The organism is Streptomyces sp. SID13666 (assembly GCF_010548325.1).
GTDB classification, from domain to species: domain Bacteria; phylum Actinomycetota; class Actinomycetes; order Streptomycetales; family Streptomycetaceae; genus Actinacidiphila; species Actinacidiphila fildesensis.
Genome location: NZ_JAAGLX010000001.1, coordinates 300,702 through 313,011 on the forward strand (window position 1 = coordinate 300,702; position 12,310 = coordinate 313,011).

A 12,310-nucleotide genomic window follows, 5' to 3' on the forward strand; every position below is an offset into this window, starting at 1 on the left:
GGACCGCCGGGTGTCGTCACGGCACTGCCGGCTCGGTTCGATCGCCGACAAGACCCAGGAGCCACGATGGCCGAACACGTCCTGCAGGACCCCGTCGTACAGGTCACGGAGGTGCGGGAACTCGCCCGTGACCTGGTGGTCATCCCGGATCGGCGGGTCCAGCTCGTCCCGAACATCGGCATCATCGGCGGTCAGGAATCCGTTCTGGTCGTCGAGACGGGCCTGGGCCCCGCCAACGCCGCGAAGGTGCTGGAGTTCGCGGCGGACTACGCCAGGGGCCGCCGGCTGTTCCTGACCACGACGCACTTCCACCCCGAGCACTCCTTCGGGGCACAGGTCTTCGCCGGCGAGGCGACGTTCCTGGTCAACCGGGCCCAGGCCGAGGACCTGAAGGTGAAGGGCGCCGGCTATCTGGAGATGTTCAAGGGGCTCGGGGAGCCGGTCGCGCGCCGGCTGCGGGGAGTCGAACCGGTGGAACCCGATGTCGTCTACGACGAGGCGTACGACCTGGACCTGGGAGGCCGGGTGGTCCAGCTGCGGGCCACCGGGCGGGCGCACAGCAAGGGGGATCAGGTGGTGAGAGTGCCGGACGCCGATGTCCTGTTCACGGGCGACCTCGTGGAGGCCGGCCAGTTCGCCATCTTCCCGTGGTTCCCGCCGTACGACGCCGACGTCTCGGGCACCCGCTGGCTTGCCGTGATGCAGCGGCTGGCCGCCGAGGGCGCGGGGGTCGTGGTGCCCGGTCACGGTGACGTCGGCGGTCCGCAACTGCTGGCGGACGTCCGCGACTACCTGCGGCTCCTGCGTGATGAGACGTGGATCCGCCGTGATTCCGCGGTCGGCGAGCAGACGATCATCGACGAGATTTCGGCGCTGATGATCGATCGGCACCCGGACTGGGCCGGTCAGGAGTGGATCGAGAAGGGCGTCAGCTGCCTCTGCTCGGAACATCCCGCGTGAGACACGGCCGCGACGGCCGGGAGGCGCGGATCACCGGGCCGTCCCGCCGGGGGCGCGGAGCTCCCGCAGGAACTGCCGTTGGTCGTCGAGGAAGCCGTCCGCGAAGAGGGATCGCGGGGCGAAGAGGGCGGTGAGGGTGATCCTGAGGTCCGACTCCTCGACGGAGTGCTTGACCAGCGAGTGATTCGCGTCGGCGTAGTGCTGGACGGTGAGCCGGCCGGCGGGCGCCAGCACGGCGCGGTAGACGGACTCCGTGTCGGCGGTGTCCACATTGACGTCCTGGCCCGCGAGGGCGAGCAGCACCGGTATGCCGCGCAGTGCGAGCAGATCGGCTGTCGCGTCCGAGGTGTAGTTCCTGGTGATGAACCCCCAGCGGCCGGCGGTCATCGCGTCCGGGCCGCCCATGGTCCGCACGTACTCCTCGAAGGTCGCCCGCCGTTCCAGCAGACGGCGTGTGGTGTCGCTCCTGACGGTCTCCCGCTGGATGCGCGCGGGGGTGGCGCCTTCCGCGCGCAGTTCGGCGAGGAGGTTGAAGCGGCCCTGCCGCAGCCAGTTGATCGCGGGGGAGAGGGCGATGACGAAGGCCACGGCTGTCCGCGCGGCGATCTTCGGGAGCACCCAGCCGGCCTGGCTGGCACCCCACAGCCCGATCCGCCCGGTGTCGATGTCCGGACGGGAGCGGGCCCAGGCGATGGCGGCCGCGGCCTCGTCCGCCCGGTCGTCCATCGACTGGCCGAGCCAGTCCCCGGGCGTGCCGCCGACGCCGGGCTTGTCCCAGGACAGGGAAGCGTAGCCGCTGCGCGCGTACGCCTCCCACAGGGGTTCGTACCCGCCTTCGTGGGTGGCATCGACGGGACCGTCGCCGTGGACGAACACGACCAGCCCGTGCCGGGTGCGGCCGTCCCGGGGCGTGCTGAGGACGCCGCTGAGCGTATGGCCGCCCTGGCGGACGACGACACGGTGCTCGTCCATGTCGTAGGAGTTCTGCCACAGCACCACGCCGCCGAGACCCGCGGCCACCAGCAGCACCGCGACGAGCGACCAGACGGCTGCGCGCAGCCGTCGACGTGGGGGCGTGTTCCCTGACCGCATGAATTGCCTCCTGGGTATCGAACGAGATCATAACTATCGCATAAGATACGATCGTGAGAAGGATGATAGATACAGCGGGTCGGCGATGACGATGACGACAGGGGTGCGGGGACGACATGGGAGCTGATGCGCGGACAGGAATCGTGGTTCGGCGGGGGGTTGCCGCCGGCTCGGAGCGGCGGGCGGCCGAGCTGTACTGGGAAGCGTTCGGCCGCAAGCTCGGCCCCGCCCTGAACCCGCAGGACCGGGCGGTGCGGTTCATCGCGGACCACCTGAACGCCGACCGTGCCGTGTGCGCGTACCTCGACGGGCGGCTCGTGGGTCTCGCCGGCTATCAGCACGGCGGCCGGGCGCTCACCGGGGGAACGGCCTGGGACGTCCTGCGCGCATACGGCGTCCTCAAGGGCCTCAGGGGGGTGCTGATCCTCGCCCTGTTCGAACGCCGACCCACGGACTCCGGTCAGCTCGTCATGGACGGCATCGCCGTGGACTCCCAGGTCAGAAGCCGGGGCATCGGCAGCCTCCTCATCGAGGAGGTGGCCGCAGTGGCGGCGGAGCGCGGCTGCCACGAGATCAGGCTGGACGTGATCGACACCAATCCGCGCGCCAGGGAACTGTACGAGCGGCGGAGCTTCTCGGTCGTCCGGACCGAACACACACCCTACTTGCGCTCGCTCCTCGGCTTCGGCTCCGTGGCCACCATGCTGCGCGCCGTCCCGGCCTGTCAGGATGGGACACCGTGACCGATCATCAGCCGCCGCCGTCCCCGTCGCACCGCACCGGGCCCCCGCCCGATGCCGGGGCGGCCGGACCCGTCGAGGTCCCGACCCGCATGCTCGTCGACGCGTTGCTCCGCGAGGACGGCACCGTGGACGCCGGCGAACTGTACGACGTCGCCGGCGCACTCGCCATGAGCGACCAACAGGTACGGCTGTGCATCAAGCGGCTCGTCGCCGAGGGCGCCTTCACCCACGAAGGCCGTGGCCGCAAGGCACTGCTGCGGGCCACCGCCGACACCGTCCGCGCGATCGCACCCGACATCGAGTTCGTCCGCTACGCCTTCCAACAGGACGCCGGGCTCGCGCCCTGGGACGGCACCTGGCACCTGGCCGCCTTCGCGGTACCGGAAGCGTCCCGTACGGCCAGGGACGCACTGCGGGAAGCGCTCCTGCGCCTGGGCGGAGCGGTCCTGCAGGGCGGCCTGTACGTCAGCGCGAACGCGTGGGAGCCCTACGTCGAGGACGAAGCCCGCCGCCTCGGCGTGCTCGACCGCGTCACCTTTCTCACCTCGAACGACCTGCGCAGGGGCGACCTGCGGGAACCCGTCGCACTCGCCCGTGAACTCTGGCCCCAGCAGACCATCGCCGACCGCTACCACCGCCTCGGCGCGGTGGCCAGGCCCCGGCTGGAGCGTCTCAACGACCCGGTGGAACTCACCGCACCCGAACTGCTCACCATCGCGGTGGAGATCGCCGCGGAGTTCACCCGCGCCATGGAACCCGACCCGCTGCTCCCACCGGAACTGCTGCCGCAGCCTTGGGCCGGCAGCCAGGCCCGAGAACTCGTCGCCCGCTGCTGGTCGTTGCTCCGTGAACGGGACCGCGGCGAGGCCGGGCCGCGGATCTTCCGGCTCTACGGGGACGTCACCTGAGAGCTTCAGGCGCGTTGCTGAGTGCCGGCAGGGCGGCTCGGGTACGTGCGATCGGTAGTCTCGCCCGGTATGGGACTGGACATCAACGTGATGATCGCCGACTGGTCATGGCTGGGGGAGGCGCCACCCCAGGAGCGGTTGTCGCGGTTGAGGGATGCCTGGTACGCCGACGAGACAGGGCTGTGGGACCACGGGGCGCCGGCGGTCGAGGGCGACTGGGTGCGGCCGGGCGGGCCCGACGCTGCCTTCTTCGCCGTCCATGAGTTCCGGCGCACCTGCGGCTCGTTCAAGGCGCACTTCTGGGCGGGGCAGCGGTGGGAGTCCGTGCGTGACCATGCCGATCCACTGCTGCGGACCGGGTTGGACGCCCTGCTGCTCGGCTTGATCTGGGAGGGGCCGGACGGTGCGGCGCAGCACACGGATCCGGGGTTCTTCCCCGACGACCCGGGCATCACCTATGGCCTGCTGCTCGCCCGGTCACCGGAGAGCGTGCGGGAGCTGGCCGTGACCTGGGAGCAGGTACGGCCCCGGCTCGGCGGGTTGCGCGCGGCCTTCTCCGAGCATGCCGCCGCTCCCGAGGCCTGGGTCGGCGACTTCGACGCGTTCACCGACCTGTTGGAGGACTGGGGCCGCGTCCTCGCCGAGGCCGCCCGGCGGGGCTGGGGCGTCGTGGGGCTCAGCGAATAGGGCCGGGCGCCACCACCACCGGGAGCATCGCCCGACAGGAGCTGTCGGTCACCGGTCGTCAGGCGTAGAAGCTGCGCTGCCAGCGGTGCTTGGCGAGCACGGCGAGCTGGTCGGCGGTGAGCGGGCGTCCGTCGCTCACAGCCGTGTTGGGCTCCACGTTCCGGACGCTGCGCATGCCGGGGATGACGGTGGACACCGCCGGTGCGCTGAGCACGTACCGCAGCGCCGTTTCCGCGATCTCGCCGGGGGCGATGCCCAGATCGTCGACGATCGCGTCGACGTGCCGCTCGACCTCGGCGGGACGGTCGCCGCGGAAGCAGTGGCTGCGGAAGTCGCCGTCGGGGAAGGTGGTCCCGGCGGTGGCTCCCTGCTCGTCGGCGCTCGTCGCCGTGGAGTAGAGGCCGCCGGGCGCGGGCAGCAGGGTGGACGCGTGGGTGTCGGTGCGGTACGCGTAGGCGAGAAGGCCGGGGTCGGTCTCGCCGACGACGACCCGCCCGGTGATCCCGTTGACGCCGGTGGAGCCCTGACTCACGCCGAGCTGCGTTCGGACGCCGGTGCTGAGATCGACGGTGTAGGCGGTGTGGCCGTCCGTGCCGGCGGCGGTGTGTCCGCTGACCTGGAGGTGGGCGATCAAGTGGTCGCCGAGGTCGGTCCAGACCCTGGTGCGGATGTCGTAGGCGAAGCCGTGCGCGGCGGCGGGTGGCGGAGCGCTGCCGGGCCGGGCGGCCCGGGTCGGAGTCACCGGTCCCTGTCAGCCCGTTGTGGGACTGCGGCGGATGCTCCAGCTGAACGTGCCCCGGCACACCAGGGTTCCCGCCGCATCGGTGACGTCGGCGACGGTGGTGATGCGGGCCCGGGTCGCCTTGCCCGACAGCACCGGTCGCAGCACACGGCGGGCCTCGGCGTCGAGCCGGCAGGACGCCAGGAGCTTGCCGCGGGCCGGCGCCCGGAAGTCGAGTGACGCGGTCGCCCCGAGCGGAACGACGTGCTGGAAATCGTCCGCGGCCTCGCACGCGGCGATGATCGCCGCCAGCCCCGCGGCGTCGACGAGCGTGATGAGCCCGCTGGAGTGCAGGGAACCGATGACGTTCGTCATCTCCGGCAGCGTCACCATGGCGACCTCGGCGGCGCCGTCGGCGGCGCGCAGGACTTCGAGCCCCGCCGCCCGGTGGGCCGGTATCGGTTCCAGCAGCGCGCGAGCCAATGTCGTGACGTCCACGGGCGTAGCGTGACAGCGCGGGTGAACGCGGGAGTGGCCGCAGCCCCAACATCGCGCGAAAGAAGGTGGTCCGGGACCGGTTGCGCGCTATAGGTTCGCCGGGCGGCATCGATCACCGCGCCGCCCACCGCGCCCCCGAACGGACAAGGCTCCCTGTGACGCTCATTCGCATCGCCCGCGCCGATGAACTCCCCGCCCTGGTCGAGCATCCCGGTGATGCCGAGCGTAACGCCGCGACCCGCGAGTATCTCGGCGGGCTCCTCGACAGCGGGTGCACGCGGCCGCAGTGGTGCCTGGTCGCCGAGGGCGGCGACGGGCAGCCGGCCGGCAGCGCGGTGCTGTGGACCATACCGGGCCACGAAGTCCCCCTCGCGATGGTGCTGTTCGAAGCGCCTGAGGGCTCACCCGAGACAGGCACGGCACTGCTCGACGCGGTGGCCGCGCAGGCCAGGGAGCTCGGAGCGACCGAACTGGAACACGTCCTGGACTCGCCCGCCCAGGCCCCGCAGTTCCAGCGCGACCCCCAGCGCCGGGAGGAGCTCCTGCGGGGCGCGGGGTTCGAGCTCATCCGTGACGGGCTGCGCTTTCGCCGCACGCTCTCCGGGGAGCTGCCCGCGGATGACGACCGGCTGGACTTCCGTTCGCTCGCCGTCATCGGCCGGGAGCCGTTCATCGACGCACTGGAGGAGCTCCTCGCGGACACCGCTGATGCGCGCCTGGCAGCCGACGTGGCGAAACACGGGCTGCGGCCCGCGGCCGAGCTGCTCTTCGAGGAGACCTCCGGACTGCGGCACGAACCGGAGTGGTGGGAGGTCGGCTACGCCGCGGACGGCACTCCTGCCGTGGTCAGCCTGCCGGCCGAGAACCCCAGCGTGCCGGTGATCGGATTCGTCGGCGTCACACCGGCCCACCGGGGCAAGGGGTACGCGGCCTCGGTCGTCAACCGGAGCACCCGCATTCTCGCGGCGAACGGCGCGACCGAGATCCGTGGCGACTGCGACCGGGCCAATGTGGCCATGGCCAAGGCGTTCCGGAGCGCCGGGTACGAGAACTTCGCAGGCCGGCTGGAGTTCAGCCGCGCGCTCTGATCCCGCATGGCGCTCACGGCCCCCGCCCGGAGCCGTGGACTGCTCGGCAGGACCGCTCAGCCGCCGGTGCGGATCGAGCAGTTGGCGTCCGGGGCGCGACCGGCGGGCCAGGCCAGCCGGTCGAAGGCGGCGGACTTGGTCACCGGGTCCAGATGCACGATGGCGACCGCCTTGTTGTAGGGGTTGCCGTACTGGTCCAGGCAGATCCAGCCGCCGGCGCCGTTGACGCGGTTGCCGCCGTGCAGCCGGAGCCAGCTGTTGGCCACCTCGTCCAGGGTGGGCATCTCCACCTTGCCCACGGTGTCGTTGCGGATGCCGCTGATGGCCGTGGTGACGGAGTCGTACGTGATGATGGTGCGCGAGTCCGAAAGCGAGGTCCGGCCGATGCCGGTGGCCGAGGTGTTGCCGAACAGCGTGGCGAGATCGGCGAGTTCCTTGTACGCCCTCCTGGAGCCGCCCGGCGTCTCGGGACCGTCGCCGCTCCAGGAGTCGGGGTGCGCGAGGGCGGCATAGCGGACGGTGATTCCGGAGCCCGCGGTGAGCGAGCCCCACTGGTCCTGGAACTTGGTGTCCACGGTCAGGGTGGAGGCGTGCGAACCGCTGATGACCGTGTAGTGCTTGGCGCAGTTGCGGCGTCCGAGCTCGATGAGGAACTGCCGCAGCTGCACCGGACGCCCGGCGAAGTAGATGGTCTTGGCGTCGGAGGAGCAGATGTCCGGGACCATCTGGTGGAAGTCGTTGGAGAGGTTGCCCTCGTCGTTGAAGTCGGCGGGTGACCGGAAGGTCTCCGGAGCGTGCGGTGCGCCTTTGGCGAGCTTCTCGAAGGCCTGGCGCAGGGTCGTGAGGTAGTTGTCGTCCTGCCGGACGTCCTCCACCACCATGGTCTCGGCGGGTTTGATGTCCGATCCGAAGGAGCCCAGGGCGGCTGCCTGGTCGGAGTTGCTGGGCGCCACGCGGGCCAGGCCGGGGTAGGCGTGCGGGCGGGCGGCGCTGTTCATGATGTCGTCCGCGGTCATGGGCCCGGCGACCACCGGAATGCCCTTGCCCGCGGTGAGGAAGGCGATGGCCTTCTCGGTCTCCTTGAGGCTGATGTTGATGCCCGTGACGGCGCGGAGGTTCTCGGTCGGTGAGGTGGCGGCGTCGGCGAGCTGCTGGGCCACCGGCTCCCAGAACTCGTAGTTGCGGCCCGGGTTCGCGAGCAGCAGCCGGATGGGCGGCCGCTGCCCGTTGGCCTGGTGGTTGGCGCGGTACTGGGCGAGATAGGCGCCCTGGACCTGCTCGGTGAACTCGTGCTGCTCGGCCGGGTTGTCGGAGATCATCGGGATCATCAGGGCGACGGTGGCCGGCGACTTGTCGGCGATGCTGTCGTTCTCGGCCTTGATGCGCCCGAAGACCGGAGCCAGCGCTTCGGTGAAGTGGAAGCCTCCGTCGGTGACCCCGGTGCATTCGCTCTTCGTGCCGCGCTTCTCGACGCCGTGCGCGCAACCCGTGTCATCCGTCACCAGCCAGGCCACGAGGAAGTAGCCGCCCAGGCCGAGTACGACGGCCGCGGCACCGAGTACCAGGGCGCGGTAGAGCCTTCCGTCGGGCAGTAGCTTCATGTGCCGGACACTCCGTAGGTCTGCAGGTTGGGCGCCTGGGTCCAGTGGTGCAGTTCTTTCGGCCACTCCTCATGGGCACGGAAGAAGATCTTCTGAGCCTCCGGCCCGCTGTTCTGGGCGAGGGTGAGCAGTTGCAGCCCGATGCTGTTGATCGCGGCAGCCGTGGGGATCGACAGCGGCTGGGACAGGTGCCACAGCTGGTTCACGAGGAGCCGGACGGCCTGGTGGACGGGATGATCGGCTTCGGCCGCGCAGCCCGGACACGGCACGGTGTCGTCGGCGGGGGCGGGCAGGGTGTCCGGGGGAGCGGGTGCCGCGCAGACGAGGTTCAGGGCGGACAGCCACCCCGTGGCGTCCTGCTCGGTGAACCGCCGGTGCAGACAGCGCACGACGAGGTCCGTCTCGCCCAGCGCGAGCGAGTGGTGCAGATAGCGCGTGTCGGGGCGATGGGCGGCACCGCCCTGGTCGTACGGGTCGTACAGGGACCGGCAGCGCCGGTGGATGGTCTTCCACGGCTCGGCGCCGGGGACCCGGCCGGTGCGGGCACTCAGTTCGTGCAGCAGCAGAAGCCGCAGGGGGGCGTCGCCGACGAACGGTCCCTCGACACCGGCCCAGGGCACGTGGGACCACTGGTTGTCGCGCAGATGGGCCAGCGCCTCCTGGACCGGGACACCGCCCGGGTCCTGCGGCGGGTAGACCGTGCTGAGCCGGTACGCGGCCGTGTCGTCCAGCGCCGGCGCGTAGTAGGTGAGCCGCTCGCGGGCCACCTCGTCCGGGATCAACCCCTCCAGCAGCCTGCCGTTCACGGACGGTCCCGGGTCGGCGGCGGCCGGAATGTCGAGGAGCCCCACGAGGCTGATGTCCTCGCGCAGCCGGACACGTCGCGCGACGGCCTGGACCAGACGGTGGGCGACGCCCGCCCGCCCGCCGCTGAGGCGCAGGATGAGCCGGGCGGCACCCGGTGGCAGGTGGTCCTCCTCGAACATGTCCTTGACCTCGTCGAGATCCAGTTGCGCCAGCCGCACCGGCACGATCCAGTCGGCCGCCGCGTTCGGCCGGTCCTCCTGCCAGAAGGACCGGATCACGCGCCGTGTCGACGGCGCTGTGTCGTCGTCCCGCACCGGCGCGACCTCCTGCAACGCCGTGGCGACGACGACCGGCCGCATCACCCTGCGGGACCCGGCCGCCTCCTCGTGCCACACCCGCACCAGCTCGTCCAGGAACACCCGGCCCAGCGGGCTGTGGACGTTGTCCAGGAGCAGCAGCGGACGCGGCACGCCGTTGGCCACCTGCAGGAAGCCGTAGTGGTCCGCGATGTCCGCGAGCAGCGCGGCGATCAGGAACCGTTCGGCCAGCTGCCGGTCCTCCGCGTCACCGCGGAACTTCATCGCCAGTTCCGTCAGCTGGTCGTGGGCATCGCCCTGCTGCGCCACCTGTCGGCTCGCCCACCACGTCAGACCGCCCCGGTGCGCGCGCGGGCTGAACAGCTCGGCGGCGACGATCCGCAGCAGGGCCCGCACCATCGCGTCCATCCCCGCGGGCAGCGGCAGCGGGCCGACCGCCTGGATGACCTCGTCGACCCAGGCCGCGGCCTTGTCCCTGCGCCTTTGCTGGTCGGGCTGGCTCGCTCTGAGCAGTTCCGCGAGCCGCCGCTTCGCTGCGGCCAGTTCCTCCGGCCGTACCGCGTGCCCGGGGTTGTCGGCGCTCTCCGCCTGCCACCCGCTCACCGCGAGGAGTCCCTGCGTCAGCCGGGGGAAAGACATCTTCTTGCCGAATTCCGCGGGTTTCCGGCTCAGCCGGAAATTGAGATAGAAGAGCAGATCAGACGTACGGGAGGCATTCGCCGTGGTGTCCTCGGCCAATGCGGCGAGTCCCGGTTGGCCGAAATCGATCGCCGCGAGATCCGCGTGTGCCTGGGGTATGCGCTGTGCGTACTGTTCCGCGAGGGCCGCAAGAGTGGCGCTCTTGCCCGAGCCCCGCCCGCCGACGCATCTGATCAGCAGCGGATGACCCCGGCGTGGTGGGTCGATGCGCCCCGTGCCGCTCGGCTTGAGCCCGACCAGCGAGGGCACCACGGTTTCCAGCAAGACCGTCCCCCCGTACAGCCTCGACATGATCCCCCCGGTCGCCCGCCTCAATGGTGCGCAGCAGCATTGACAGGAGAATAGGCGACCTGGCCAAGGCCCGTAGTTCGTATGGGTATTGACGTACGATCAGTTATCCATTTGTGACGCGTGGGACAGCGGGGAGTACAGCGTTTCCGAATCGAATAGCGGCGATGCGCGCTGGTTGCCCGATGTACCGCCGTACGCGGCGAAACGCCGCTTCGCGAGGAGGTCGTCTGTCCGGGTTCCGGCTATTTATGAAAGCTGGATTGAAAGTCTCAACTGTGAAAGTTAGACTTCCTACTATGGTGGATGATCTTGATGTGAGTGCGGTCGGTTCGGCGTTGCAGATGAGCCTCGGTCTGTTAGTGCGACGGCTACGCCAGCCCGTCCAGGGCGAACTCACCCTTCCCGAAGTGTCGGCCCTGTCGCGCCTGGAGCGGGCCGGATCGGCCACGACGAGCGACCTGGCCAGGGTCGAGCAGATCACTCCGCAGGCGATGGGAGTCACGCTCGCCGGGCTCGAGGAGCGCGACCTGGTGGAGCGGCGCCCCGATCCCTCCGACGGGCGCCGCGTGGTCATGTCGATGACCAAGGCCGGGCAGCGGTCGCTCCGGGACAGGCGCAGCGCCCGGTCCGAGCAACTGGCGAAGGCACTCGTCGCCGGCGGGTTCACCCGGGCGGAGTTGAAGACCCTGATGGCGGCGGCGCCGCTGATCGAGCGGTTGGGCGAGAGTCTGTGATTCCCGCGCAGAGTGCGCCGGGATCGGAGGACGCGCCGGGTTCAAGGCGTTCGCCGGGGGACGCTTTCCGCACCGCGAACGCGTTCTCCTGGCGGTTCGTGACGCCGCTGTACACGGGATCGGCGATCAACGCGATCAACAGCTCGCTCATCGCGACCGCGCTGGTGCCGATCGCGGCCGCCGTCCACGTTTCGGTGGGGCGGACCGCGGTCCTGGTCTCCGTGCTGTACCTCGCCAGCGCGATCGCCCAGCCGGTGGGCGGGAAGCCACACCAACGTCGACGATCACGGTCTGCACGTGATCGCCCTGATCATGGTCATCGTCAGCGCCCTGCGGCTGCTCATCGTGGTCACCGACCGCACCGTCATGGCACAGGGCCGGGTGCGGGACCGTACGCCGGCCGGGCCTGAGCAACCGTCCGACCGCGACGTGGACACGCCCCCCGGTCCGGATCGCGGCGCCGGCCCTCGGCGCGCCGGGGTCTGGCCGACGGCCCGTCCCGCCCCGTCTCCCGTCCGCTTCCGGAGAGGCGCGCGTCCGTGTTGCGGAGACCCGCGTTCAGTGGGGTGGAACGGTGGCGGCCGTGCCCGCACGCACCGCGTGGACCACTTCCTCGTGCAGGGTCCGGCTCTCTGCCTCCGACGGGCAGGGGATGGGGCTGCCGGTCATCGTGAACCAGTCCGATGAGCCGCTGTACTGCACGGCGACACGTGCCTCACCACCGGTCCAGGTGGTGTGCACGGTGAGGTCGCCCGTCAGGATTCCGACCTCGTCGGTGCGCACCCCGCCACGCCCGGCGAAGACACCTGTGGTTGTCCATGACGCCCAGCTCATCTCTCCACTGTCACACTTCCGGCGGATCCCGGCGAGCGGGAGACAGGGTGTCCGCCGGAGGCCCCGTAGAGCCATCGCCAGGGCCCCCTAGGCACCCAAGTGAGCGGAATTCCCCCCAAGTGGTTCTTTGGGTATCACAAAGCTTCAATAAGGGAACAAATTACGTCATGTATGAGCGCCGGAACCGTGCGCTCAGCTGGGATTTCCGAGGCCGCGAGGGTGCACGTTTCCTGAGTCGCATATTTCTGGCCTGATACGAATAATGCCGCCTTGTTCTCAGCGGATGCCGGAGACCACGATCACCTCGTTCCGGCGTCATCCCTGGCCACC

General features: G+C 70.5%; 11 protein-coding genes and 1 pseudogene. 6 read left to right on the forward strand and 6 right to left on the reverse strand.

All coding sequences use genetic code 11. The annotated features are described in order from the left end of the window. The first annotated feature begins 66 nt into the window (after positions 1 to 66). Positions 67 to 960, forward strand: a complete 894-nt coding sequence (locus G3I60_RS01465) for an MBL fold metallo-hydrolase (protein ID WP_164292561.1) — start codon at positions 67 to 69, stop codon at positions 958 to 960. A gap of 30 nt (positions 961 to 990) precedes the next feature. Here G3I60_RS01465 and G3I60_RS01470 read toward each other — a convergent pair whose 3' ends face one another. Beyond that, positions 991 to 2,052 carry a S9 family peptidase gene (locus G3I60_RS01470; RefSeq protein ID WP_164292560.1) on the reverse strand — a complete coding sequence of 354 codons (1,062 nt, stop codon included), beginning with the start codon at positions 2,050 to 2,052 and terminating at the stop codon, positions 991 to 993. Between the two features lie 116 nt (positions 2,053 to 2,168). Here G3I60_RS01470 and G3I60_RS01475 point away from each other — a divergent pair, with 116 nt between their 5' ends. The 3 genes from G3I60_RS01475 to G3I60_RS01485 all read left to right on the forward strand — a co-directional run bounded on the left by G3I60_RS01475 (position 2,169) and on the right by G3I60_RS01485 (position 4,390). Then, positions 2,169 to 2,795, forward strand: coding sequence for a GNAT family N-acetyltransferase (locus tag G3I60_RS01475; protein ID WP_164292559.1), 627 nt, complete (start codon positions 2,169 to 2,171; stop codon positions 2,793 to 2,795). 89 nt (positions 2,796 to 2,884) lie between these two features. Beyond that, positions 2,885 to 3,703: a PaaX family transcriptional regulator C-terminal domain-containing protein gene (locus tag G3I60_RS01480; RefSeq protein ID WP_164292872.1), complete on the forward strand. Its 819-nt coding sequence runs from the start codon at positions 2,885 to 2,887 to the stop codon at positions 3,701 to 3,703. Positions 3,704 to 3,772: 69 nt separating this feature from the next. Then, positions 3,773 to 4,390, forward strand: a complete 618-nt coding sequence (locus G3I60_RS01485; protein WP_164292558.1) for a hypothetical protein — start codon at positions 3,773 to 3,775, stop codon at positions 4,388 to 4,390. 58 nt (positions 4,391 to 4,448) lie between these two features. Here the strand turns inward: G3I60_RS01485 and G3I60_RS44980 are convergent. Beyond that, positions 4,449 to 4,751 (reverse strand): annotated as a pseudogene (locus tag G3I60_RS44980) (aldo/keto reductase); the annotation flags it as partial. Positions 4,752 to 5,141: 390 nt separating this feature from the next. Then, complete coding sequence (locus tag G3I60_RS01495; protein WP_164292557.1) at positions 5,142 to 5,609, reverse strand: DUF4442 domain-containing protein; 468 nt, start codon at positions 5,607 to 5,609, stop codon at positions 5,142 to 5,144. A gap of 155 nt (positions 5,610 to 5,764) precedes the next feature. On the opposite strand from G3I60_RS01495, the gene G3I60_RS01500 reads away from it, so the two are divergent. Then, the gene (locus tag G3I60_RS01500; RefSeq protein WP_164292556.1) at positions 5,765 to 6,697 is read left to right on the forward strand and encodes a GNAT family N-acetyltransferase; all 933 of its coding nucleotides are present in this window, start codon (positions 5,765 to 5,767) and stop codon (positions 6,695 to 6,697) included. 56 nt (positions 6,698 to 6,753) lie between these two features. Here G3I60_RS01500 and G3I60_RS01505 read toward each other — a convergent pair whose 3' ends face one another. Both G3I60_RS01505 and G3I60_RS01510 read right to left on the reverse strand, forming a co-directional pair. Next, a complete protein-coding gene (locus tag G3I60_RS01505; RefSeq protein WP_164292555.1) occupies positions 6,754 to 8,298 on the reverse strand; it encodes a hypothetical protein in 1,545 nt (514 codons plus the stop codon). Further along, a complete protein-coding gene (locus tag G3I60_RS01510; RefSeq protein ID WP_164292554.1) occupies positions 8,295 to 10,385 on the reverse strand; it encodes a hypothetical protein in 2,091 nt (696 codons plus the stop codon). The genes G3I60_RS01505 and G3I60_RS01510 overlap by 4 nt, the downstream gene beginning before the upstream one ends. 323 nt (positions 10,386 to 10,708) lie before the next feature. Between G3I60_RS01510 and G3I60_RS01515 the strand changes: the two genes are divergently transcribed. Next, complete coding sequence (locus G3I60_RS01515) at positions 10,709 to 11,146, forward strand: MarR family winged helix-turn-helix transcriptional regulator (RefSeq protein ID WP_164292553.1); 438 nt, start codon at positions 10,709 to 10,711, stop codon at positions 11,144 to 11,146. Positions 11,147 to 11,704: 558 nt separating this feature from the next. On the opposite strand, the gene G3I60_RS01520 is transcribed toward G3I60_RS01515, so the two are convergent. Then, the gene (locus tag G3I60_RS01520) at positions 11,705 to 11,980 is read right to left on the reverse strand and encodes a hypothetical protein (RefSeq protein ID WP_138351565.1); all 276 of its coding nucleotides are present in this window, start codon (positions 11,978 to 11,980) and stop codon (positions 11,705 to 11,707) included. Between the last annotated feature and the right edge of the window lie 330 nt (positions 11,981 to 12,310).

Bases quoted from the DNA above. Each gene is read 5' to 3' on its own strand.
- G3I60_RS01515 (WP_164292553.1), top strand. From the start codon at position 10,709: ATGGTGGATGATCTTGATGTGAGTGCGGTCGGTTCGGCGTTGCAGATG.
- G3I60_RS01520 (WP_138351565.1), bottom strand. From the start codon at position 11,980: ATGAGCTGGGCGTCATGGACAACCACAGGTGTCTTCGCCGGGCGTGGC.
- G3I60_RS01505 (WP_164292555.1), bottom strand. From the start codon at position 8,298: ATGAAGCTACTGCCCGACGGAAGGCTCTACCGCGCCCTGGTACTCGGT.
- G3I60_RS01485 (WP_164292558.1), top strand. From the start codon at position 3,773: ATGGGACTGGACATCAACGTGATGATCGCCGACTGGTCATGGCTGGGG.
- G3I60_RS01475 (WP_164292559.1), top strand. From the start codon at position 2,169: ATGGGAGCTGATGCGCGGACAGGAATCGTGGTTCGGCGGGGGGTTGCC.
- G3I60_RS01470 (WP_164292560.1), bottom strand. From the start codon at position 2,052: ATGCGGTCAGGGAACACGCCCCCACGTCGACGGCTGCGCGCAGCCGTC.
- G3I60_RS01465 (WP_164292561.1), top strand. From the start codon at position 67: ATGGCCGAACACGTCCTGCAGGACCCCGTCGTACAGGTCACGGAGGTG.
- G3I60_RS01480 (WP_164292872.1), top strand. From the start codon at position 2,885: ATGCTCGTCGACGCGTTGCTCCGCGAGGACGGCACCGTGGACGCCGGC.